This window comes from Pseudomonas sp. GW821-FHT11G12, assembly GCF_058808055.1.
Window position 1 is genome coordinate 43,993 of record NZ_JBXARH010000006.1, and the last position, 22,907, is coordinate 66,899.

Here is a 22,907-nt window from a genome sequence, read left to right on the forward strand (position 1 = left end):
CGCCGAGCTGCCGCCGGAGACTGACATGCTGTACGACACACTGATTCGCAACGCCCTGGTCATCGACGGCAGCAACAGCCCCGGCTATACCGCTGACGTGGCAATCCTCGATGGCCGCATCGCGCGCATCGGTGACTTGCGCGATGTGAGCGCCACCGATGAAATCGACGCCGCCGGCCGAGTGCTGGCGCCGGGCTTCATCGACGTGCACACCCACGACGACACCGTGGTGATCCGCCAGCCGCAGATGCTGCCCAAGCTCAGCCAGGGCGTGACCACGGTGATTGTCGGCAACTGCGGCATCAGCGCAGCACCGGTCAGTCTCAAGGGCGATCCACCGGATCCGATGAACCTGCTCGGCACTGCCGCCGCATTCGTCTATCCACGTTTCAGCGATTACCGCGTGGCGGTCGAAGCGGCCAATACCACGCTGAACGTCGCGGCACTGGTCGGGCACACGGCGCTGCGCAGCAATCACCTCGATGATCTGTTTCGCACCGCGACTGACGATGAAATCAGCGCCATGCGCGAGCAGTTGCGTGAAAGCCTGGAGGCGGGCGCCCTTGGTTTATCCACAGGTCTGGCCTACGCCAGTGCGTTTTCGGCATCCACCGATGAAGTCATGCAACTGACTGAAGAATTGAACGCGTTCGGCGCCGTGTACACCACTCATCTGCGCAGTGAGTTCGAACCGGTGCTGGAGGCCATGGACGAAGCCTTTCGCATCGGCCGCCACGCCCGTTCGCCGGTGATCGTTTCCCACCTCAAGTGTGCCGGCGTAGGCAACTGGGGACGCAGCCCGCAGTTGCTCGCGTCGCTGGAAGAAGCGGCGAAAACCCACCCGGTCGGCTGTGATTGCTACCCGTATGCGGCGAGTTCTTCGACGCTGGATCTGAAGCAGGTCACCGATGCCCACCGCATCACCATTACCTGGTCGACACCGCATCCGGACATGGGCGGCCGTGATCTCATGGATATCGCCGCCGAATGGAACCTGCCATTGCTCGACGCCGCCAAACGCCTGCAACCGGCGGGCGCAGTGTATTACGGCATGGACGAGAACGACGTGCGCCGGATCCTCGCCCATCCGCTGTCGATGGTCGGTTCCGACGGCCTGCCGGAAGACCCGTTCCCCCATCCGCGCCTGTGGGGCGCTTTCCCTCGGGTGCTCGGGCATTTCAGTCGTGATGTAGGCCTGTTTCCGCTGCACACCGCCGTGCACAAGATGACCGGTCTTTCGGCGGCGCGCTTCGGCTTGAAGGAGCGGGGCGAGATTCGCGAAGGACACTGGGCGGATCTGGTGTTGTTCGATCCGGCAACCGTGCATGACGTGGCGGACTTCACCGACCCGCAACGTGCCGCGCAAGGCATCGATGGCGTGTGGATCAACGGCGTGCTGAGCTACAAGGACGGTCAGGCGAATGGCCGACGCGAGGGGCGTTTTCTGGCACGCCAAGGCGATCTGCGCGACGGCTTTCGTTGAATTTTGCTGACTGTGTCACGGTGATGGCACATTGCAATTAAAGAAAGCCACCTCCAAGCCGAATTGCTGACATCCACCCCGGCTACACTCTGGGGCCAATCAGTCAGGGAGCACCCCATGAGCTTCGGCAAAACCACCCCGATCCTGCGGATTTTCGATGAAGCCAAGGCCTTGGAGTTCTATGTCGACTTCCTCGGTTTCAAGATCGATTGGCAGCATCGTTTCGAACCCGGTTTCCCGTTGTACCTGCAAGTCTCCCGGGGCGAGTGTGTGCTGCACCTGTCCGAACATCACGGCGATGCAACACCGGGTTCGGCCCTGCGGATTGAGACCGATGAACTTGAGGCGTTCCAGCAGCAACTGCTGGCCAAAAACTACAAGTTCTCGCACCCAGACATTCAGGCCATGCCGTGGGGCAGTCAGGACATGACCATCGCCGATCCGTTCGGCAATCGCCTGGTGTTCACCAACGCGATCAGTCTCTAACTGTCGTTCGATACCCGGTGAGTCTGGCGAAACTCGCCGGGCGGCATCCCGCGTCGGCTCTTGAATGTGCGGTGAAAGGAGCGCGGTTCGGTGAAGCCCAGATACTGGGCGATGTCCTGAATCGGCAACGTACTGTTCAACAGATAATGCTCGGCCAGTTCCTGGCGCAAGTCATCGAGGATCTGCTGATACGAGGTGCCGGCCTGATGCAACTGGCGTTGCAGCGTGCGCACGGACACGGCGAGATGCTCGGCCACCTGTTCCTTGCGCGGCAGGCCTTCCTTGAGCAACTGGCGCAGGATGCTTTTGACCCGTTGCTCAAGCGACGCATCCTCCAGCGTCGCCATCAGGCTCTGCGCGTGCTCTTCCAGCGTGCGCAGCAAATGCGCATCGGCCTGACGCAACGGCAACTGCAAATACGGTAGCGGCACGATCAGCGCGGAATAGGGCTGATCGAACAGCACCGGGCATTCGAAAAACTGCTTGTACTGCGCCAGCGTTGTGTCCGCCGGGATTGAGTGCTCCAGCCACACAGCGGCCGGCGACAATTGGGTGTCAGCGATCCAGCGTGCATATTGCAGCCAGGAGCCGAGCACGTTTTCCACCAGGTGCCGGCGAATCCGCGGGCGCTCAAAGCGGCAGCTCCAGATCAGGTGCACGTGGCTGTCCTGCACCTCGGCGCGGCTGACGCCCATGTCGCCCACCAGTTTTTCGAACGGCATGATGCGGCTCATGGCGTCGCCCAGTGTCGCGCAGTTCATGGTGATGTAGCCCAGCACGCTCCAGGAGTTGGGCAGCACGAAATTCGCGGCGTTGAGGCCGAACAGCGGATCGCCCGAGTGTTCGCAAAAGTAATCGAGCAATCGCTCATGGGTTTCACCCGGCAGGCGCAGGCTGTTGTCGCTCAACTGTTGCGCCTGCAACCCGGCCGCCGCCAACGCAGGCTCGATGGCCATGCCCAGGTGTTCGGCATGGCGCAGGTACTTGAGCAGCGGCGGAACGGAGGTAAAGCCGAGCGATTGCATGACCGTATTCCCTTGATCGAGGCCGCCGTGGGCGGATGAGCGCCCTGAAAGGTAATTTGAATCCACGACTAAAGTAAATGGCTGACGCTTGCGCGACGTTTGACTCAATTGGCTACTCGAACTGGCCGGATGCGACCGTGACACTTTCGGCCGGCTGACTAGTATGAGGGCCTGAAATCTCACTGATCAGACTGCACAGAAGGACACACGCATGCGACGCTGGAACGGCTGGGGAGATGCAACCACGGTGGTCGAACTGCCGGCCCAGGGCGCAAGTTTTCTCAATGAGCGACTGGGGGAGGGCCGAGCGCTGCCCGATGCAACGCTTGAAGCGGCGCTGGCCCGCGTACCGGTGTCGCGGCTGGCGGAACACGCGCTGTACAGCATCGATGCCCATGACCGTCTGCTGCACGCCCGGGGGCAGAGCCTGCCGGACTGGCTGGCATTGCGCGAAGGGGCGTTGGGTAACTATCCCGACGCCGTGGCGTTCCCGGAAACCGCTGAACACATCCGCCAGTTGCTGGCGCTCGCCCAGGCACAGGACCTGTGCCTGATCCCCTACGGCGGCGGCACGTCGGTGGCCGGGCACATCAATCCGCCCGACTCTGCGCGGCCCGTGGTGACGGTGTCTCTGGCGCGGATGAATCGCCTGCTCGACCTCGATGAACAAAGCCTGTTGGCGACTTTCGGCCCCGGCGCCAGTGGCCCACAGGTGGAAAGTCAGCTGCGCGCCCGTGGCTACACGCTGGGGCATTTCCCGCAGTCGTGGGAGTTGTCGACGCTGGGCGGCTGGGTGGCCAGTCGTTCCAGTGGTCAGCAATCGCTGCGTTATGGGCGGATCGAGCAACTGTTTGCCGGCGGGACGCTGGAAACCTTTGCCGGGCCCCTGCAAATCCCGACCTTCCCGGCCTCGGCTGCTGGCCCTGATCTGCGCGAAGTGGTGTTGGGTTGCGAGGGGCGTTTCGGGATCATTTCCGAAGTCAAGGTGCGGGTCAGTGCGCTGCCGGCCGATGAGCGTTTCTACGGCGTGTTTCTGCCCAGCTGGAGCAAGGCGCTGCAAGCCATTCAGCAACTGGCGCAAGCGCGGGTGCCGCTGTCGATGCTGCGTCTTTCCAACGCGGTGGAGACCGAAACCCAACTGGCGCTGGCCGGCCATCCGCAGCAGATCGCCTGGCTGGAAAAGTATCTGAACCTGCGCGGTGCGGGGCAGGGCAAGTGCCTGCTGACCTTCGGGGTGACCGGCAATCGCCGGCAGAATGCGCTGTCCCTGAGCCAGGCCCGTCAGCATCTGAAGGCATTTGGCGGTGTGTTCACCGGCACACTGCTCGGCAAGAAGTGGGCGCAGAACCGCTTCCGTTTTCCGTATCTGCGAGAGAACCTGTGGAACGCCGGTTATGTGGTCGACACTCTCGAAACCGCCACCGACTGGAGCAACGTCGACAACCTGCTCAACCTGATCGAAAACAGCCTGCGCGATGCTCTCGCGGCTGAAGGAGAGCGGGTGCATGTGTTCACGCATCTGTCCCACGTCTACGGCGAAGGCTCGAGCATCTACACCACCTACGTGTTTCGCCCGGCGGCGGACTATCCCGCGACGCTGGCCCGCTGGAAGGCCCTCAAGCACGCGGCCAGCCAGACCATCGTCGACAACCACGGCACCATCAGCCACCAGCACGGCGTGGGCAAGGATCACGCGCCGTACCTGCTGCGCGAAAAGGGCGAGCTGGCGATGGACACCTTGCAGGCGCTGAGCCGGCACTTCGACCCGGCCGGGCGCCTGAACCCCGGCACGCTGTTGCAGGAGTGACCGCCATGAGCGCGGACTGGAACGCCGAATGGCGCCAGCAGGTCCTGCCGACACTGGCGGGTGAAACCTGGGACCTGATCGTGATCGGCGGCGGCATCAGCGGTGCCGGAATCCTGCGTGAAGCCGCGCGCCGTGGCTGGCGTTGCCTGCTGCTGGAGCAGCGTGATTTCGCCTGGGGCACCTCCAGCCGATCCTCGAAAATGGTCCATGGCGGTTTGCGTTATATCGCCAAGGGTCAGTGGCGACTGACACGCGATTCGGTGCGCGAACGCCAGCGTCTGCTCGACGAAGCGCCGGGGCTGGTGGAGCCGATGAGCTTCATGATGCCGCACTATCGCGGTGGTTTTCCCGGGCCTCGGGTACTGGGTGGTCTGTTGTCGATTTATGACGCATTGGCCGGGCGCCGAGATCATCGTTTCCATGACGCGCAGCAACTGCGTTATCTGGCTCCGGGAGTAAAAGAAAATGACCTGCTCGGCGGCACCTGTTTTGTCGATGCGCTGACCGATGACGCGCGGCTGGTAATGCGCGTGTTGAGCGAAGCACGGGCCGACGGCGCGGTGGTGCTCAACGGCGTGCGTGTCGAACATGTGCTGCGTGAAAACGGGCGGGTGTGCGGGGTTCAGGTCGAAGATTGCGAGGCCGGCTCGTCGCTGCAATTACGATGTGGTGTGCTGGCGGTGGCCACTGGCGCCTGGGCCGAACGCTTGCGTCCACCCGAAGCACCGCGCCAGTTGCGCCCGTTGCGCGGCAGTCATCTGTTGCTGCCGGGCTGGCGCTTGCCGGTGGCGCAGGCCTTTACGTTTATGCACGAGCAGGATCGGCGTCCTGTGTTCGTTTTCCCGTGGGAGGGTGCCACGGTGGTCGGCACCACGGACCTCGATCATCGCGAGAATCTGGATCAGAGCGCGAGCATCAGCGGCGAAGAACTGGACTATCTGCTGGCCGCCTGCCGACAGCAGTTTCCCGGCGCTGAGGTGACAGCGGCCGACGTACTTTCAACCTGGTCGGGCGTGCGCCCGGTGGTGGGCAGTGCGGCGGGTGAGCATCAAGACAAACCGTCGAACGAAACCCGTGAACATGTGCTGTGGCAGGAGCCAGGCTGCGTCACGTTGGCCGGTGGCAAACTCACGACGTTCCGCCCGCAAGCCATCGAAGTGCTCAAGGCGTGCGCCGACATGCTCGGCCGTTCCTTCGATGACGATGCCGCGCCGGTATTTGCCGCCGTGCCGCCACTGACAATCCCCGGCCTCAGCCCCGGTCAGTGGCGACGTCTGGCCGGGCGACATGGCCGTGATTTGCCGAGGCTGGCGCAACAGCTCGCCGAACTGGGCCACGACACCGTCGGCGCCACCGACACCTTGTGGGCGGAACTGGCCTTCGCCTGCGAAGCGGAAATGGTCCTGCACCTGGATGACCTGCTGCTGCGCCGAACCCGTCTGGGCCTGTTGCTGCCCCGTGGCGGCGCGGAGTATTTCCCGGTCATTCGCCAACTCTGCCAGCCGCGACTGGGCTGGGACGACGAACACTGGCAACAGGAACAGCAACGCTACCAGGCGTTATGGCAACGCCATCACGGCCTGCCGGAAATCGCGCAGTGATGCCCCTCGAAGAGAGCTCCATGGATAACCACCCGAACAAGCGTTACCTGCTGGCCATCGACAATGGCACCCAGAGCGTGCGCGCGCTGCTCTTCGATTTGCAGGGCAACCTGCTCGGCAAGGGCAAGGTTGAATTGCAGGCCTATTACTCGACGCAGCCGGGCTGGGCCGAGCAGGATCCGGATTATTACTGGGCGAAAATGGGCGAGGCCTGCCAGCAGGTGTGGGCGCAAACCGGCATCGATCGTTCGCAGATTGCCGGCGTTTCCCTGACCACCCAGCGCGGCACGGTGATCAACGTCGATGCCCAGGGCAAACCGTTGCGCCCGGCGATTCTCTGGCTCGATCAGCGCCAGAGCGAAGTCGAAGGCGGGATCAAGGGACCGTGGGGCTGGCTGTTCAAACTGGCCGGCGCGCAGGCCACCGTGGATTACTTTCGCGCCCAGGCCGAAGCCAACTGGATCGCTCGCCATCAGCCTGACGTGTGGGCGGCGACCGACAAGTTTCTGCTGCTCTCGGGGTTTCTCACGCATCGCCTGTGCGGGCGCTTCGTCGACTCGGTGGGCTGTTGCGTCGGTTACCTGCCGTTCGACTTCAAACGCCTGCGCTGGGCCGCGCCGCGTGACTGGAAATGGCAGGCGCTGGCGGTGCGTCCCGAGCAGTTGCCGACCTTGCACAAACCCGGTGAAACCCTCGGCCATATCAGCGCCGAAGCGAGTCGCCACACCGGCATTCCCGAAGGCATTCCGCTGATCGCGGCGGGGGCCGACAAGGCCTGTGAAGTGCTCGGTTCCGGAGTCGTCGATTCGGGCACGGTGTGCCTGTCCTACGGCACCACGGCGACGATCACCAGCACCCGCTCGCGCTATCTGGAAATCGTCCCGTTGATTCCGCCGTACCCGTCGGCGGTGCCGGATCAGTACAACTGCGAGGTGATGATTTATCGCGGCTACTGGATGGTCAGCTGGTTCAAGAACGAGTTCGGCCTGCGGGAAATGCAGCAGGCCAAGGAGCAGGGTATCGAGCCTGAACAACTGTTCGATGCGCTGGTCGATGCGGTGCCGCCGGGCTCGATGGGGTTGATGCTGCAACCGTACTGGTCGCCGGGGATTCGCGAGCCGGGTGTGGAGGCCAAAGGCGCGATGATCGGCTTCGGCGACGTGCATACCCGTGCGCACATTTACCGGGCGATCCTTGAAGGTCTTGCGTATGCGTTGCGTCAGGGCATGGAGAAAATCGAGAAGCGCTCGAAGATCTCTGTCACGCGTCTGCGAGTCGCCGGCGGTGGCTCGCAAAGTGATGCGGCGATGCAACTCACGGCGAACATCTTCGGCCTGCCGGCGGAGCGTCCGCACGTCTATGAAGCGTCCGGTCTGGGCGCGGCGATTTGCTGCGCGGTGGGGCTGGGGCTGCACGCGGATTTCCCCACGGCAATAGCGGCGATGACCCGGGTCGGCGCGGTGTTCCAGCCGCAACCCGAGGCGCAGCAGGTCTACGAGCGACTGTACAAGGACGTTTATCTGCGCATGTATCGGCAGCTCAAACCGTTGTACCAGAGCATCCGCAAGATCACCGGTTACCCGGCCTGAAAGAACAGCGCATGTGGCGCTATCGGAGAACTTTTCTGGTGAGATCGGACAGTGTCAGGGGCGGGGTCGGTTGTTAGGCTCGATCCCCACGGCACACATAACAAGAACCAGAAGCAATGAAGCTGATCTCCCTCCTGCTGCTTTGCGCAATAGCCCCGACGGCGTGGGGCTGGTCGAATCATACGGTAGGCAGCTACCTGGCGTTGCAGGACCTGCCGGCGTTGCGCGATGCGCCGCCCGTCGAGGTTGAACCGCTGGAGCAGTTTCTCTCCGAGCAATACCCGGCCATCGTCGCGTTGCTCGATGAGCAGGAAGGCTTCGCCCGCGAACACTTCAAGCAATACCCGCCGCGCCCCGACAACCTCAAGTTGCCCGTCGAGCCGAGCGACAATCTGCGCCACGACTTCCTCACCGCGCTGCGGATCAATCCGCAGATTCATCTGGCGATGGTCATCCAGCCGCTGCCGGGCAAAGACCTGCCGGAGCGCGAGCATCTGCAGGCCGATCAGGTCATGGTCGAGCAGACGCTTTCACCGTGGAATCGCCAGCGTTTCATTCGCGTGGCCGATCACGAAAAAGTCGCACCCCTGGCCGTGCTGGCCAGTGCCGCCGATGAGCCGGATTACGGGCACGACATCAATCTGTTCAGCGACAACCCCGGTGAAGTCGCCGCGTTGTACGGCTTCGGCCCGCAGCCGTTTGGCGATGCGCGCTTCCAGTACAGCTCCCAGGCACCGTTCCACATGGGCTTTTTTCATGAGAGCCCAGTGGTGTATGCGGCTGCCGGATTTCTTGAGCGCAGCTGGCCGGACTGGCGCGCGTATCAATACATGGGGCTGGCGCGACTGGCGTTTGCCAGCGGCCATCCTTACTGGGGTTATCGCTTTCTCGGTTGGGGCCTGCACCACGTTCAGGACCTGACCCAGCCGTATCACGCCAAGCCGCTGCCCGGCGTCGAGCTGCCAAGTCTTCTGCTGCTGGAGGGCAAGGCGCTGGCGGGTTTTACAGACGACAAACAGGCGTCCATCGAACGGGTCGCGACCCGCCACATGGAAGTCGAGAAATACCAGTCGACCTGGCTGCGCCGCGTGCTGCGTGCCGGTCAGCCACATCCGATGCTCGACGCCTACGCCGATGCCACCGGGGACGCGCATTACCCGCCGTACTCCGTGGACTATCTGCGTGAAGTGGTGAGTGCCGAGTCCGTCGACGACTCCGCCGCCTTCGATGAAGCCATCGGCCAGTGGCTGGAAACGGCGCCGGTCACCAGCGATTTCAGCGCGGGCAATCAGTTGCAGCGCGAGACCTTCGAGCACCCGGAACTCAATCGGCAATTGCTCAAATTGCTCGGCCATTTCGGCGCCCACAGCCGGATTTATGTCCGTGCGGGGCTGGCGCCATAAGCATCGCGGCAACACACAACAATAAGAACAGGGAAGGAGGAACAGATGATCAACACTCGATTGCGCCTGTCTGGCGTAGCGCTCCCCGGTGTCGGTTTGGCAGGGCTGCTGCAACTCTGCGCAGTCGACGCGGTGCAGGCCGCCGAGTTCAGCGTGCTGGACAATCAGGTCACCGGCTCGCTCGACACGACCTTGTCCTATGGCCGCTTGTGGCGGGTGCAGGGCCGGGACAAGAACAACGATGACGTCAACACCAACGACGGCAATCGCAACTTCGACACCGGGCTGGTTTCCGAGGTGTACAAGATCACCTCGGAGCTGGAAGCCAACTACCAGAACTACGGGATGTTCCTGCGCGGCACCGCGTTCTACGACACCCAGTTGATGGACAAGCGCAACGACTACTACCACAACAACAGCCCGTCGCAGCCGAGCCAGAGTTATCCCCAGGACGACCGTTTCACCAGCCAGACCCGCGACATCGCCGGCAGCCGGATCGAGATGCTCGACGCCTATGTCCACGGCAGTTGGGACGTTGCGCAAATGCCTGTCACGGCGCGGGTGGGGCGTCAGGTATTCAACTGGGGCGAGGGGATTTTCTATCGCGGCGGGATCAACACCACCAACCCGGTGGACGCCGCCAAGTACCGCTTGCCCGGCGCCGAGGTCAAGGAAGTGCTGATGCCCGTAGAGGCGGTCAGCTTCAACATCGGCCTGACCGACAGCCTGACGATGGAGAGCTTCTACCAGACCAACTGGAAAGAAACCCGCATCGATCCGGTCGGCACGTTCTATTCGCAGACCGACCTGTTCGCCGACGGCGGCAACACGGCCTACAACAACTTCAGCGGCACCGCCCTCGATACGCCGGTGCCGGGGTTCGGAAACGTCATCGGCCTCTACAGCGCACTGGGCAACAACCCGTTGCTCGGCCCGGCGCTGAAGTCCACCGGCCTCTACGCCAACGGCGTGACCCCGGCCTACGGCAACACCCTCAAGGTGGCGTCGATCGGCAAGGACTACAACGCGCGCAACGACGGTCAGTTCGGCTTCGCCTTTCGCTACATCGCCGAAGAGCTCAACAGCACCGAATTCGGCTTGTACATGGTCAACTACCACGCCAAGGAACCGACCATCGCCGCCGACCTCGGTGGCTACAAGGGCATCGACATGAATGCCCTGACCAACATGCTCTCCAGCGTCGCCGGCAGTCAGGCCGGGGCCCTCGCCAACGGGCTGGCAACTGCCGATGTGATGGGCAACATCCAGGCCCATCGGCGGTATGCCGAAGATATCCGCATGTACGGTTTCAGCTTCAACACCACGCTGGGCAATGCCTCGGTGTTCGGTGAAGTGGCCTATCGACCGAACCTGCCCATCGGCGTCGCAGCCACCAACGACCTGATCGGCGATCTGGCCAACGGTGCTGCCGCAGCAGTGTCCGGCAAGACCATCAACGTCGGCGGGCAAATGGTCACCCTCGACAGCCAGATCAACAACGCCGAGCGGGTGGAAGCGTTCAACACCTCGCTGGGCAGCATCTACAACTTCGGTCCGACGCTGTCGTTCGACTCGATGTTCGGCATCTTCGAACTGGCCTCCGAGCACCTGCGCGGCAGCAGCCTGCAATACACCGCCTACGACGGCAGCACCCGTTACTACGCCGGCACCGGCAACACTTCGTACGTGTCCGGCGGTGATCGCGACGATCAGGTCAACCGCAATTCCTACAGCTACACGGTGATGTTCAACGGTACCTGGAACGACGTGTACGCCGGGATCAACGTCTCGCCCTACGTCGTCTACAAGGACGACTTCAAGGGCAACAGCTACCAGGCCGGCAATGCCATCGAGGGTCGCAAGGCCTACACGCTGGGGGTCAAGGCCAACTACCAGAACAAGCTCGAAGCCGAACTGCAATACACCGAGTTCTGGGGCGGCGGGCAGAACAACGGTATTCGCGACCGCGACAACGTCGGTTTCAACCTCAAGTATTTCTTGTGAGCCCACAGGTTTTTGAATTCGGAGAACGAACATGTTTCCTGCATCACGACTGACCAAGACCACACTGGCGTTGCTTTTGAGTTTGACCGCTGCAAGTACGCTGGCCGCCATCTCGCCCCAGCAAGCCGAACAACTGAAAACCTCGCTGACCCCCATGGGCGCCGAGCGCGCCGGCAACGCTGCCGGCACCATCCCGGCCTGGACTGGCGGCATCACCCAGGCGCCGACCGGCTACAAGCCCGGCCAGCATCACCCCGATCCGTACGCGGCGGACAAACCGCTGTTCACCATCACCAAGGCCAACCTCGACCAGTACAAGGCGCATCTCAGCCCCGGTCAGATCGCCCTGTTCAACAGCTACCCTGACACCTTCCAGATGCCGGTCTACCCCTCGCGCCGATCCGGTTCGGCTCCGCAGTGGCTGTATGACAACACCCTGAAGAATGCGACCTCGGCCAAACTGCTGGAGGGCGGCAGCGGGTTCGCTGATGCCTACGGCGGCGTGCCGTTTCCGGTGCCCAAGGACGGGGTCGAAGTGCTGTGGAATCACATCACCCGCTATCGCGGCATCTACGTGGTCCGCCGCGCCTCCGAAGCGCCGGTGCAGCGCAACGGCAGCTTCGCGCTGGTGACTTCGCAGCAGGAAGGTTTCTTCAACTACTACCGCCCGGGCGGCCAGTTCGCCGACCTGAAAAACATCCTGTTCTACTACCTCGCCTTCGTGAAAAGCCCGGCGCGCCTCGCCGGTGGTGCCGCGCTGGTGCACGAGACACTGGACCAGCTCAAGGACGCCCGCCAGGCCTGGATCTATGACGCCGGCCAACGCCGCGTCCGCCGCGCACCGAACCTCGCCTACGACACGCCGATCGCCTCCTCCGATGGCCTGCGCACCGCAGACGACACCGACCTGTTCAACGGCTCACCGGACCGCTTCGACTGGAAGCTCAAAGGCAAACAGGAAATCTACATCCCCTACAACAACTACAAAGTCGGCAGCCCCGACGTGAAATACGCCCAACTGCTCACCCCCGGCCACCTCAACCCGCAATACACCCGCTACGAGCTGCACCGGGTCTGGGTGGTCGAAGGCACACTCAAGCCAGGGGCTCGGCATATCTATTCCAAACGCGTGCTGTTCCTCGACGAAGACAGCTGGGGCGCCGCCCTGGTGGATCAATACGACGGGCGAGGAGAGCTGTGGCGCGTGTCGATGGCCTACCTGAAAAACTTCTACGACTTGCCAACCACCTGGAGCGCACTCGACGTCTTCCACGACTTGCAGGCCCGTCGGTACTACGTGCAGAACCTGGATAACGAAGAGGCCTCGACCGTCGACTTCTCGCAACCGGTGCCGGAGGATTCGTATTTCATGCCGTCGGCGTTGCGGCAGCGGGGGACGCGGTGAGTGATTTGACCTAGCTGCATTTCCTTCCCTCACCACACTGTGGAAGAGGGAGGGATGGTTTTCGGATCAGCAAAAAAATGGCGAGTGCACCGCACTCGCCACCTCCCGCATCAGTCCGTCGGCACGACCTTGTCCAGCGCTCGGTTAACGGCCATTTCAGCGATCATCACGATTTGGGCGATGCCTTGCAGGGTTTTGCGGTGGCTGCCCTCGACCAGTGCCACATGATTGTTGAGCATGACGGTGGCGGAGCCGAGGGATTCGCTGGCGTCCACCAGCAGGGATTCGGTGTCGGCTTCGGGGTGAGCCTGATAGAGGGTGTTGGGTCTGTAGGGCGCGGCCATGATGTGGGCGCTGAGTGGGCCCAGGTGATAATCGAGGGCGCGTTCGGCGGCTTCGTTGAAGCGTTTCGAGCCGGGGCATTCGTAGGGGGATGCCGGATCAGGGATGATTGTGGGTTCGGTGAGCGGTGGGTTTGGCGTTACCTTGAACATTGATGCTTACCTCGGATGAGGCCGCGTCCATTTTACCGCTAAGCAAAAGGGAGGCAGCTGTGCGCAAGTTAGCGGTCCGGTAAGCATCTCAACCCGGCGCATCCGAAGATGCCATGCGCACAGCCACCATCAAGTGCAGGCGAGTGCCTGACTGGATCGTACTTGTACAACCGTGAAATGCTTGCCGAGCCGCTAAGCCCGGTCACTGGAAATCAGTGACGCAATCAAACTACGCAGCCAGACCAAGGCGCACAAGCCGGCGGATTCTGGCGTAGCCGTAGGCAACGGCGCAAGGTTTTGTGGGCTTCGGGACGTATCACCGCGTGTCCTTAAACACCCATGACCAACCGTGTGTAATTGCGTTTCAGAACTCGTCATCCAGTTTCTGAAGTTGGCAATTTCAGGGCAAAAAAGAAGGGCAGCTTTTCAGCTGCCCTTCTTTGTACATCGGCTTTCGTGTGCAGGGTTTACACGCGGAAATGGCTCACCATTATCTCCGATGCCCCATCGTCTCGGGGTTCACACGGGAATCAAAGGTTTCCCGAAGCGATTTCCTTTATGTTCCGAATCTGTATTCATTGGGTGTGGACACTTTGTGGACGCTAGTTCTCCTTGGGGTCATTGAGCTTCCCAAGCTGAAAGCGAGGGTTCGATTCGCTTCACTCGCTCCACAATCTTCAAGGCCTACAGCGGTATCGAGGTAGCGTCAGACAAGACTGGTGACAGTTACTCAATTTGCGCGGAAGCGCCGGTCAGTATCCCCTCCCCAGCAACACCCCTGTTTTTGGTTGACCCACGGGGAAAAGTAAATTTTGGTAATGTCCTTTCTTGTCACTCTAAAAAGCCACCGAAATCAAGTGCTTACAGCTACTTTTTAACAGTAATAATTGAGTAATAGAAAGGTTAGAAAATTACTCATTCGTCTAAACACTTCTAAATTTTCGAGGGCGCCCAGCGTGTGAAAGCTTGATCGTTAGCCTTTTGCACCGATGACCTATCCTACGAAGATCGCAGAATGTAAATTATGCTGTTATTCGCTATGGATAACGGTAGGTACAAAAAGATTATGGAAATTTGGAACAGCGACTCACTGGAGGGTTTCTCCCGCAAATTCGGTATCATTTTGGGTGAAGGCGAAGACCTTCCAAAACAAATAAATGAACTCGAAATAATAAGGGGTGAAAACTTCAGCATCCAAATGGTTGCGCGATCGCACGCGAATGATCGTCCCGAAAGAAAGCAAATTCCTCTCGGCCTCGTTTATCGCTTAGACAATAGCGTCGCTATATCCGGTTATGTGGGGGCTGGAATAATACGAAGCTATTCTCAAACAAATGTTAGCATAAAGACTCTTAGCCCAAACCAAGATACAGCCACTACAGCAACATATAGTATCGCAGAAATTGAGTATGCAAGCTCCGGCTCTGAAGTGAACTATACAATTGATCAAGTTGCAAACCTACCAGAACACTATATCTGGTGTCATCGTTCTGAAAGTAAAAAAACAGGCGAGCATGAAATTACTTTCCCGGGACAGCCTGAGATAAACATAAAAACCTCCCTCCCAAGCAACACCAGCTTAACCACCGCGTGCGCTAGATTTAATTTCGACGAGCATACCGTTATTATTTGTTCAGTTAAAGACTCATTCATTCCTCTTGCAAACCGACCTGGATACATTTATTACAGTGGTCATCCAGACAAAGCAACCAGAGAAAAAATTCGGGCAAGTCTATCTTTCGCATTTGGATTGCCCTTAGTTTATTTCGGTTCTAAATTCTTCACAGAACAAGGAGGGGTTATAGGTTTCGAGGCGGTGACCCCTTCAACCATCAGCGGTAGAGCATGGGATATAGTGTCTCAGCCATTCTCGCCCATCACTTCCAATGGTACGAATTTATTAGATAGCTCCCTCCTTCAAAAGATGGCCGCGGGATTTTATAAAAACTATGAGCTTCTTGATCTGCAGAAATTTATTTTTCGGCTATGGTATGCAGAAGTTTCGCCACCTTACATGAAGGCTGCTTATTACGGTGCAATGATAGAAACAATTCAAAAACGAGAAATTGAAAGAAATAACTCAAAGATTAGTCACACTATTATCGAAAAAGCCCAATATAGGCGTTCAATGAAAGTACTGGCGAAGTATCTTCAGAAGCAAGGTATCCCTCCTGAAGCGAAGGATCTTTTTCTTAAAAAAATACAGAATGGCAATATGGCACCGCAACGAACTTTGGCGGAGCGTTTCTATAGTTCACTTGGGCTTACACTTGGGGTTCTTGAAAATGGTGCGTGGGATAAACGCAATAATGCTGCGCACGGAAATGAAGAGTTGTCTGTAATCGAAAGTATTCGTTCCACAAAAATACTTAGAATCATCCTCGGCAGGATTATTGTTAAACTAACTGGCGGGAGCGAAAAATACATTGACTACTATACATTTGGTCATCCTGTGAGGGATCTGCGCGAACCAATCGTAGAAAGTGACTGACAACAGAATGGGCGAAGAATTCGCGAGGTTCCATGGAAGTGATAGGCAATCGGTGTGAACTCCAAACCCTTGTATAAAGAAGGGTTCCAACTTTCAGGCTGAATGAAGATTCTTTCAAATAGTAGGATGCTACTTAGTAAATATTCAGTTTTTCGTGCTTTTTCAGTTCGCGTTAGCAAAGCTGGGCATGTAGCTCATATAGCTATTCGTTCCTGCTTTCTGCCGCTTTTGAAACTAAGTTGCAAAACCTTGCAAAAGGCTTCACAGATTGAAATTATCACCCCTGCACAGTCCCTTGACGGGCCTGCTTGCCCAAACGGTTTGTATCACTGATGCGATTGCAAAAAAACGCGGAGGTGAAGCCCGCCGGCGGGAGGGGGGAAAGTGCTTTCCGCTTTCTGATCGGCTCACGAGCGTCGCGTTTTTTTGGATTTTTTGGTGCTTGCGAAAGTGATGGCAATACGATAGCTTTTGCGCTCGGCTTATGGGCAGATTTTTGGATCGCGGATCGCGATCAGTGGTAACAATGTCCGAAAGACTGCTCCTATGAGGCTCCTCTCTGCTTCAGAGTCCCTCCAAGTTTGCGAAGGAGTGCCCATAAGCCACCCTTTTTACTCAGCTCAGTGCCCAATATGAGAAAAATCGACGCTCTTCGAGCTGTACGGACAAAGCCTGAGCTTGCTCGACTTTTAGGCGTAAGGGCATCTGAGCTCACATACGTCTTATATGTGCTGAAACCAGCTACGCAATATGTCTCCTTCAAAATCCCTAAAAAAAGTGGTGGTGAGCGTACTATTCACTCACCATCGGATCGACTAAAGGTTATACAGTCTTCCTTATCAGATCTCCTTCTGGATTGTATAGACGACATAAATAAATCAAAACCTGGAAAGCCACATCTGGATCGCTTTGTTAAAGGAAAAAAAGAAAAGCTGCTAGATAGTAAGAAACCAAAGCCTTTAGCATATTTATTCACGCCTACGCTTTCGCACGGATTTGTCCGTAATCGATCAATTATTACCAATGCAATGATGCATCTGCATAGGAAGAACGTTCTTAATGTGGATCTGCAAAACTTTTTTGACAGTTTCAATTTTGGGCGGGTCAGAGGGTTTTTCATATCAAATAGACATTTTCAGCTAGATCCGAATGTTGCAACTGTAATTGCCCAGATTTCTTGTTATGATAATAAGCTCCCGCAGGGAAGTCCTAGTTCTCCTGTAATAACCAACCTTATTACTCATGCTCTGGATATTAGTCTTGCAAAGTTGGCATTCGAGTATTCTTGTACGTACTCTAGATATGCCGATGACATTACATTTTCGACGCGCGAGAAAATTTTCCCCTCTCAGATTATGAGCGAGGATAGCGGAAGTTATACTGCCGGAAGCCAATTGACGCACGAGATCGCCAAGGCGGGTTTTAGTCTGAACTCGAAAAAACTCGTATTCAGTATAATTCTTCTCGTCAAGACGTAACTGGGCTTGTGGTCAATAAGAAGCCAAATGTCAAGTGCGAGTATTGGCGTACAGTAAGATCTCAATGCCATCTATTATTCAAAAGCGGTGGCTTTGTTGCGAAAGTTAACGATGAGATAGTTGCCGGTAATATTAATGAGCTGGAAGGTAGGTTGAATTTTATTGATCAGGTCGATTACTATAATCGTCTTCGTCAAAAGCCTGCGCTAAATCCGGAGTACGCGCTGTCAAAACATGGTATGAATACTCGCGAGTTGCTTAGCGGTAGAGAAACTACGTTTAGCAGGTTTTTATACTATCGTGCGTTTTATGGAAATGAAAAGCCGACTATTCTCTGCGAGGGTAAAACAGATAATGTTTATCTGAAGTCGGCGATTAATATGCTTGTGTCTGATTATCCAAAGTTAGCTAAGCCTAAGACAACTACTACCGCTTATCAGTTGCTGGTTTCTTTTTATAATTATACGGAACGTACCAGATTTTTGCTTCAGCTGTATGGTGGAACTTCATATCTCAAGTCGTTCATTGAGAACTTTGATTCTCAATGTGGTTATTATAAAGCTCCTAAACCACAGCATCCAGTTGTTATTGTTTTGGATAATGATACCGGGTTTGGTGAAATTAATGGTTTGCTAACCAGGAAGAAAGCGGAGGCATTCAGTGCTACATCCGGTAAGGATGAGTATCGGAAAGCTGATTTTATACACGTTATTAGAAATCTGTATGTTGTATTAACTCCTCGTGATGCAGTAGGCGCCGACACGGCGATCGAAAATTTTTTCACTCAGGCAACGCTAGATGAAGAGGTCGGTGGAAAGAAATTCAAACCAGCTAACAACATTGATACAGACACTCAGTACGGTAAGGAAGTTTTTGCCAAAAAAGTAGTCTTGGCGAAAAAAGGCAGTATAGACTTTTCAGGTTTCAAGATACTGCTTGACCGAATTGTTCAGTGTTTAGATCACTACGACAAAATAAAATAGCTAGAGCGATTTTTATAATTTCACTGTTTTTGTGTTTTTATACACTTGTTTCTTGTTCTTCGTTGGGTCATCCGGATCCTTGACCCACTAAACCAGCTATTATCCGGCACGATCGCTCGACCATTCGGCCATAACTGTTTGAGCAACTTCCCACTGGTCACGGTTTCCACCCGCGCATTGATCGGGTCAGGCCGCTTGACCTTTGCGCAGAACGGCGACCATCCCCAGCGCACCTTATCGATGCTAAGACCACCCTCGACGGGCCGGATGATTTCTACCCGAGTGATCGGCGCGTAGTTGTATCGATCAATGGCCCACAGGTCGTATCCGTTGATTACCAACTGCTGAGGGGCGAGTTCCTTTAGGTAGTGGTCCATTGACTCGTAGATCGAATAACTTCCGCACATAGTGTTTGAATCGTTTGTTTGGCCACAGGAGCTCATTGAACGAAGGCGGCTGGTCTCAGTCGTAATCAAGTACGCGATGGGCGAGTGTTTTTCGCACGTACCAAATCATCCAGAAATCGCACGGTGCCGATCTCTGCACTGCTTGAGAAGCGATTGATTCGAGCTCTGCCATTCACGGCAGACGGCAAGACATATAAGTCGTTTGGGCGTATCACGGAGGAGCTGGATTTGAAGTTGCCGAAGAGTCAAATGACCCACGCACTACGACATACGTTTGCAAGTCATTACATGCTGAATGGCGGCGATATTCTGACTCTGCAACGGGGGCGGGGACATGCGACTTTGGAGATGACGATGCGCTATGCGCATTTCAGTCCTGGGCATCTTGCGCAGGTTGTCAATTTGAACCCAATTGCTGGCGAGTGTGGACAGCTTGGGACGGATGGGATGAGGAAGGGAAGCGATTGAGTGCTTGATGAATGAGCTACAAGCCTCTGCTTTTAAGGCTTGTAGCTGATTTTTGAAGTGTTTTAGGGTCAGACGCGGAAGTGGCTCACCATCTGCTGCAACTGCCCGCCCAACCGCGCCAGTTCAACGCTGGACTTGGCGGTCTCATCACTCGCCGCCGCCGTCTGTTCCGACACGTCACGGACGTTGATGATGCTGCGGCTGATTTCTTCGGCCACGGCGCTTTGCTGTTCGGCGGCTGCGGCGATCTGTTGGTTCATCGACTGGATGTTCGACACCGTACGGGTGATATTTTCCAGGGACGAGCCGGCCTTGCGGGTCAGGGCGACGCTGCTGTCGGTCAGGGCGCGGCTGTTGTTCATCACGGCCGAAACTTGCTGAGTGCCGTTTTGCAGACCGGCTACCAGGCCTTCGATTTCCTCGGTGGATTTCTGTGTGCGCTGGGCCAGGCCACGGACTTCGTCGGCGACCACGGCAAAACCACGACCGGCTTCACCGGCACGGGCGGCTTCGATGGCGGCGTTGAGGGCCAGCAGGTTGGTCTGTTCGGCCACGGCCTTGATCACGTCCATGACGCTGCCGATCTTGTCGCTTTCCTGTTGCAGCACGCTCATGGCTTCGGTGGAACGCACCACTTCGCTGGCCAGACGCTCGATCTGGGCGATGGCTTCGTTCACCACCTTGTCGCCTTCGCGGGCTTCGCCGTCAGCGGCGGCCGCGGCTTGCGAAGCTTCTTCGGCGTTGCGCGCGACTTCCTGCACGGTGGCAGTCATCTCGTGCATGGCGGTGGCCACCTGATCGGTCTCGATCTTCTGGCTGTTGACGCCGGCGCTGGTCTGTTCGGTGACGGCCGACAGTTCTTCGGCAGCGCTGGCGATCTGGGTCACGCCGTCGCGGATGCCGCTGATCAGGTCGCGCAGGGTCACGCCCATGCGTGCGATGCCTTGTTGCAGCACGCCGAGCTCGTCGCGGCGGGTGACGATCACGTTGTGGCTCAGGTCGCCGCTGGCGATGCGTTCCACCACCGCCATGGTTTCCTGCAACGGACGGGTGATCTGACGGGTGATGATGAAGGCAGCGATGACGCCCACCAGCAACGCCAGCAGGGTGCTGATCAGTTGCAGGGTGCGGGCCTGAGCGCTTTCCATGTCACGACGGTCGAGCTGGATCTGATACATCTGCTCGCTCAGGGTCACGATGGTAGCGCCCTGATCGGTCATTTCCTTGCGTGCCTGCACCGCATCGGTGTTGGCATTCTTGTAAGCCTGCAACGCGCTGCGGTAGTTGGTCAGTGCGGTTTCCAGCTGACGCAGGGCGTCTTGCTGGGTGTCGGCGAAATGCGCGTTCAGTTGCTTGAGGCTGGCGATGGCCACGTCCAACTGACCGACGGCTTTCTGCTCGGTCTCGGCGTTGGTGGTGGCGGTGTAGCCGCGCACTTCGTAGCGCGCCAGGATGAAGGCTTCCTTGGCGGCGGTAATGGCCTGGAACTGCTCGAAACGCTGTTCGCTCATGGCCATCTGCTGGACGCGGGTGCTGATCGATTCGATCAGGTTGTACGCGGTCTCGGCATTGGCGCTCATGGTGTCGCGCGCCGTGTTGCCGGTGCGGTAGGCGTTGCGCATCTTGTTCAGGGACGTCTGGTATTCGGCGATGGTCGCCGCCTGCGCCTTGAGCAACTTGACGTTTTCCGGGCTCTTGAACTTGCCGATCAACGCTTGCTGTTGCGCAGCGAAACCGTCGAGGGTGGTCTGCACGTTCTGCGCGGCGGTTTCATCGCCGTTGGTCAGCATGTATTGCAGGCGCACCACGCGCAGCTTGGTCAGGCCAGAGTTGAGCTGGGTGATGTCGCTCATCCAGTTGCTGCGGTCAATCAGGCCGCCCAGGCTGGTCCAGCCCGTCAGGGCCAGAATGCAGGTCAGGGCCAGGACGAGACCGAATCCCAGCCCCAGTTTGAGGTTCACGCTGATGTTGCCGAACCAGCTATTCATCACAATTCCTCCAGAAACGTTGTGCTTCTTGATCGTCGGTTAGGCTGGAAGATTGTTGTTTTTTTGAGCCAGCAAGGGTGTTAGCAGGACTGTATCGGCCGCAAATCCTGGAGCTGAAAGGATTTTGTCCGACGGAATTTGTAACAAGGGATCCCAAGACTTTTTTCACATGACTTTCACTGGCTGCCCACGGGGGCGTCTGTACCTTCGCCGCATCAAATGACAGTGATATAGGCTGGCGAGGCGAATTTTTGTGGAATTGAGACTGAGTCTGTTCGGCGTCAAACGCTCGATCGATCTGAGTGGTTTGGCCCGCTTTCGAAACGCCGGGGTTGTTCTGGCCGTGTCGGCACTGGTGATTCCGCTGACCCTGTGGCTGCTCGCCCCGGCGGCGGTGCCTGACCTCGCCCACGGCAATGTCGCCGGCGCGCAGGCGTTGGCGACCGGCTGGGCCAAGGGCGACATGATCGTGCTGGTGCGCCATGTCGAGCGCTGCGATCACTCCCCGGCGCCGTGCCTGAGCGGCAATGACGGCATCACCGACCGTTCGCGCAGTGTCGCGGTTGCTGTCGGTGCGCAATTCGAGCGCCTGGGCCTGAACAACGCCGACATCTATAACAGCCCGATGACCCGCACCGTGCAGACCGCCGGTTACATGTTCAACCGGGCGACGGCCGGCGAAGACTGGCTGATCAGTTGCAAGGGTCGCATGTTGCAGGACGCGCTCGCGCACAAGGTCCCGGGGCGTAACCTGATTCTGGTTACCCACAGCGAGTGCATGGCGCAGCTGGAAAAAGATCTCAGGGTGCCGGCCTCGACCCTCGGTTATGGTTCTTCGCTGTTCGTTTCCGCTGCCAGCCTGGCGGCTCCAAAGATGCTCGGCTTCATCGAAGCCTCTGACTGGCGTACGGTGACCACCCGATGACTTCTCGCTTTTACGCTTACAACTTCGGCATCCCGCTGTTTTGTGCGGCGGTGGTGTTCCTGATGTTCGACATGACTCACATCGACATCGCCTTCAGCAACCTGCTGTTCGATCCGCTGACCCATACCTTCCCGCTCGACAAGATTCACTTCTTTGAAAAGCTGACCCACAAGTGGGCGCGGATCATCCCGAACTGGACCGCTGAAATCGCGCTGGTCGGCGCGATGCTGTCGGTGGTCTGGCCGTTGGTCAATCCGCAGAAGCGCCCTGGCCTTGCCGGGTTTCTGGAGCGCAGCAAAGTGGCTCCGGTGCTGCGTTTTACCGCTGACCATCGCCGGGATTTTCTGTTTGTGGTGGTGGCCTTCGCGGTGTGTACCGGGGTGATTCACTTCCTCAAGGCCCACACCAGCGTTTACTGCCCGATCGAGACGACGCTGTACGGCGGCAAAATGGCTCACATTGAGTGGTACAGCAATTTCCAGCTGTTCCATGAAGCCGGTGACGGTCGTTGCTGGCCGGGTGGGCATGCGTCCGGCGGGTTCACCATGCTGGCACTGTATTTTGTCGCGCGTCGTTATCAGTGGCGCTTCTCCAGCGCCTTGTTGTGGGGATCGCTGTTGCTCGGTTTCGTCTACGGCACCACACGCGTCCTGCAAGGCTGGCACTACATGTCCCACACGTTCTGGGCCGGGATCTTCGTCTGGCTGGCCTGTTTGCTGACGGCTCTGGCGTTTTATGGGCGGGCGCGTCTGGAGTTGCCGGTGTTGAGCAAGCGTGAGCGACAGGTGTTCAGTACACAGCCTGAGGTTTCTCTCTGAAGCGTCGCCACTGAAATGAAAAACCCGCCATCATCGGCGGGTTTTTCGTTTG

At 57.9% G+C, this 22,907-nt stretch carries 17 protein-coding genes and 2 pseudogenes; 14 read left to right on the forward strand and 5 right to left on the reverse strand.

Annotated elements, in window-relative coordinates; genetic code table 11:
- The first annotated feature begins 25 nt into the window (after window positions 1-25).
- A complete protein-coding gene (locus AC1RR7_RS18725; RefSeq protein ID WP_493158137.1) occupies window positions 26-1,483 on the forward strand; it encodes a D-aminoacylase in 1,458 nt (485 codons plus the stop codon).
- 117 nt (window positions 1,484-1,600) lie between these two features.
- On the forward strand, window positions 1,601-1,969 hold the full coding sequence (locus AC1RR7_RS18730) for a glyoxalase superfamily protein (protein ID WP_493158138.1): 369 nt from the start codon (window positions 1,601-1,603) through the stop codon (window positions 1,967-1,969).
- On the opposite strand, the gene gliR is transcribed toward AC1RR7_RS18730, so the two are convergent.
- Window positions 1,966-2,994: an AraC family transcriptional regulator GliR gene (gene gliR, locus AC1RR7_RS18735; protein WP_493158139.1), complete on the reverse strand. Its 1,029-nt coding sequence runs from the start codon at window positions 2,992-2,994 to the stop codon at window positions 1,966-1,968. The genes AC1RR7_RS18730 and gliR overlap by 4 nt on opposite strands.
- Before the next feature lie 211 nt (window positions 2,995-3,205).
- Between gliR and AC1RR7_RS18740 the strand changes: the two genes are divergently transcribed.
- The 6 genes from AC1RR7_RS18740 to AC1RR7_RS18765 all read left to right on the forward strand — a co-directional run bounded on the left by AC1RR7_RS18740 (window position 3,206) and on the right by AC1RR7_RS18765 (window position 12,803).
- Window positions 3,206-4,801 (forward strand): FAD-binding oxidoreductase, encoded by a 1,596-nt coding sequence (locus AC1RR7_RS18740; RefSeq protein WP_493158140.1) that lies wholly within the window; start codon window positions 3,206-3,208, stop codon window positions 4,799-4,801.
- 5 nt (window positions 4,802-4,806) lie between these two features.
- Complete coding sequence (locus AC1RR7_RS18745) at window positions 4,807-6,402, forward strand: glycerol-3-phosphate dehydrogenase/oxidase (protein ID WP_493158141.1); 1,596 nt, start codon at window positions 4,807-4,809, stop codon at window positions 6,400-6,402.
- A 20-nt stretch (window positions 6,403-6,422) separates the two neighbouring features.
- A complete protein-coding gene (locus AC1RR7_RS18750) occupies window positions 6,423-7,991 on the forward strand; it encodes an FGGY-family carbohydrate kinase (RefSeq protein WP_493158142.1) in 1,569 nt (522 codons plus the stop codon).
- Window positions 7,992-8,107: 116 nt separating this feature from the next.
- Complete coding sequence (locus AC1RR7_RS18755; protein WP_493158143.1) at window positions 8,108-9,394, forward strand: phospholipase; 1,287 nt, start codon at window positions 8,108-8,110, stop codon at window positions 9,392-9,394.
- 45 nt (window positions 9,395-9,439) lie between these two features.
- Window positions 9,440-11,398, forward strand: coding sequence for a DUF1302 domain-containing protein (locus tag AC1RR7_RS18760; protein ID WP_493158144.1), 1,959 nt, complete (start codon window positions 9,440-9,442; stop codon window positions 11,396-11,398).
- 31 nt (window positions 11,399-11,429) lie between these two features.
- On the forward strand, window positions 11,430-12,803 hold the full coding sequence (locus AC1RR7_RS18765; RefSeq protein WP_493158145.1) for a DUF1329 domain-containing protein: 1,374 nt from the start codon (window positions 11,430-11,432) through the stop codon (window positions 12,801-12,803).
- A gap of 110 nt (window positions 12,804-12,913) precedes the next feature.
- Here the strand turns inward: AC1RR7_RS18765 and AC1RR7_RS18770 are convergent, their stop codons facing one another.
- On the reverse strand, window positions 12,914-13,297 hold the full coding sequence (locus AC1RR7_RS18770; RefSeq protein ID WP_493158146.1) for a DUF6124 family protein: 384 nt from the start codon (window positions 13,295-13,297) through the stop codon (window positions 12,914-12,916).
- A 1,066-nt stretch (window positions 13,298-14,363) separates the two neighbouring features.
- Here AC1RR7_RS18770 and AC1RR7_RS18775 point away from each other — a divergent pair.
- The 3 genes from AC1RR7_RS18775 (at window position 14,364) to AC1RR7_RS18785 (ending at window position 18,249) form a co-directional block, all read left to right on the forward strand.
- Complete coding sequence (locus AC1RR7_RS18775; RefSeq protein WP_493158147.1) at window positions 14,364-15,788, forward strand: hypothetical protein; 1,425 nt, start codon at window positions 14,364-14,366, stop codon at window positions 15,786-15,788.
- Between the two features lie 632 nt (window positions 15,789-16,420).
- Window positions 16,421-17,266, forward strand: coding sequence for a reverse transcriptase domain-containing protein (locus AC1RR7_RS18780; protein WP_493158148.1), 846 nt, complete (start codon window positions 16,421-16,423; stop codon window positions 17,264-17,266).
- Between the two features lie 8 nt (window positions 17,267-17,274).
- On the forward strand, window positions 17,275-18,249 hold the full coding sequence (locus tag AC1RR7_RS18785) for a hypothetical protein (RefSeq protein WP_493158149.1): 975 nt from the start codon (window positions 17,275-17,277) through the stop codon (window positions 18,247-18,249).
- Between the two features lie 39 nt (window positions 18,250-18,288).
- Here the strand turns inward: AC1RR7_RS18785 and AC1RR7_RS18790 are convergent.
- A pseudogene (locus AC1RR7_RS18790) lies at window positions 18,289-18,656 on the reverse strand (SOS response-associated peptidase family protein); the annotation flags it as partial.
- 123 nt (window positions 18,657-18,779) lie between these two features.
- Here AC1RR7_RS18790 and AC1RR7_RS18795 point away from each other — a divergent pair.
- Window positions 18,780-19,124 carry a tyrosine-type recombinase/integrase gene (locus AC1RR7_RS18795; RefSeq protein ID WP_493158269.1) on the forward strand — a complete coding sequence of 115 codons (345 nt, stop codon included), beginning with the start codon at window positions 18,780-18,782 and terminating at the stop codon, window positions 19,122-19,124.
- Between the two features lie 68 nt (window positions 19,125-19,192).
- Here the strand turns inward: AC1RR7_RS18795 and AC1RR7_RS18800 are convergent, their stop codons facing one another.
- The gene (locus tag AC1RR7_RS18800) at window positions 19,193-20,056 is read right to left on the reverse strand and encodes a methyl-accepting chemotaxis protein (RefSeq protein ID WP_371858302.1); all 864 of its coding nucleotides are present in this window, start codon (window positions 20,054-20,056) and stop codon (window positions 19,193-19,195) included.
- Window positions 20,051-21,112, reverse strand: a pseudogene (locus AC1RR7_RS18805) (methyl-accepting chemotaxis protein); the annotation flags it as partial. The gene AC1RR7_RS18800 and the pseudogene AC1RR7_RS18805, both read right to left, overlap by 6 nt.
- Window positions 21,113-21,365: 253 nt before the next feature.
- Here AC1RR7_RS18805 and pmrG point away from each other — a divergent pair.
- Window positions 21,366-22,037 carry a lipopolysaccharide core heptose(II)-phosphate phosphatase PmrG gene (gene pmrG / locus AC1RR7_RS18810; protein WP_493158150.1) on the forward strand — a complete coding sequence of 224 codons (672 nt, stop codon included), beginning with the start codon at window positions 21,366-21,368 and terminating at the stop codon, window positions 22,035-22,037.
- A complete protein-coding gene (locus AC1RR7_RS18815) occupies window positions 22,034-22,855 on the forward strand; it encodes a phosphatase PAP2 family protein (RefSeq protein ID WP_493158151.1) in 822 nt (273 codons plus the stop codon). The genes pmrG and AC1RR7_RS18815 overlap by 4 nt, the downstream gene beginning before the upstream one ends.
- Window positions 22,856-22,907 lie beyond the last annotated feature (52 nt).

Excerpts from the sequence above, each read along its gene's own strand:
- AC1RR7_RS18775 (WP_493158147.1), top strand. The coding sequence starts at position 14,364 with ATGGAAATTTGGAACAGCGACTCACTGGAGGGTTTCTCCCGCAAATTC.
- AC1RR7_RS18765 (WP_493158145.1), top strand. The coding sequence starts at position 11,430 with ATGTTTCCTGCATCACGACTGACCAAGACCACACTGGCGTTGCTTTTG.
- AC1RR7_RS18750 (WP_493158142.1), top strand. The coding sequence starts at position 6,423 with ATGGATAACCACCCGAACAAGCGTTACCTGCTGGCCATCGACAATGGC.
- AC1RR7_RS18780 (WP_493158148.1), top strand. The coding sequence starts at position 16,421 with ATGAGAAAAATCGACGCTCTTCGAGCTGTACGGACAAAGCCTGAGCTT.
- AC1RR7_RS18740 (WP_493158140.1), top strand. The coding sequence starts at position 3,206 with ATGCGACGCTGGAACGGCTGGGGAGATGCAACCACGGTGGTCGAACTG.
- AC1RR7_RS18730 (WP_493158138.1), top strand. The coding sequence starts at position 1,601 with ATGAGCTTCGGCAAAACCACCCCGATCCTGCGGATTTTCGATGAAGCC.
- AC1RR7_RS18770 (WP_493158146.1), bottom strand. The coding sequence starts at position 13,297 with ATGTTCAAGGTAACGCCAAACCCACCGCTCACCGAACCCACAATCATC.
- AC1RR7_RS18815 (WP_493158151.1), top strand. The coding sequence starts at position 22,034 with ATGACTTCTCGCTTTTACGCTTACAACTTCGGCATCCCGCTGTTTTGT.
- gliR (WP_493158139.1), bottom strand. The coding sequence starts at position 2,994 with ATGCAATCGCTCGGCTTTACCTCCGTTCCGCCGCTGCTCAAGTACCTG.
- AC1RR7_RS18745 (WP_493158141.1), top strand. The coding sequence starts at position 4,807 with ATGAGCGCGGACTGGAACGCCGAATGGCGCCAGCAGGTCCTGCCGACA.
- AC1RR7_RS18755 (WP_493158143.1), top strand. The coding sequence starts at position 8,108 with ATGAAGCTGATCTCCCTCCTGCTGCTTTGCGCAATAGCCCCGACGGCG.
- AC1RR7_RS18760 (WP_493158144.1), top strand. The coding sequence starts at position 9,440 with ATGATCAACACTCGATTGCGCCTGTCTGGCGTAGCGCTCCCCGGTGTC.
- AC1RR7_RS18725 (WP_493158137.1), top strand. The coding sequence starts at position 26 with ATGCTGTACGACACACTGATTCGCAACGCCCTGGTCATCGACGGCAGC.
- AC1RR7_RS18800 (WP_371858302.1), bottom strand. The coding sequence starts at position 20,056 with ATGGGCGTGACCCTGCGCGACCTGATCAGCGGCATCCGCGACGGCGTG.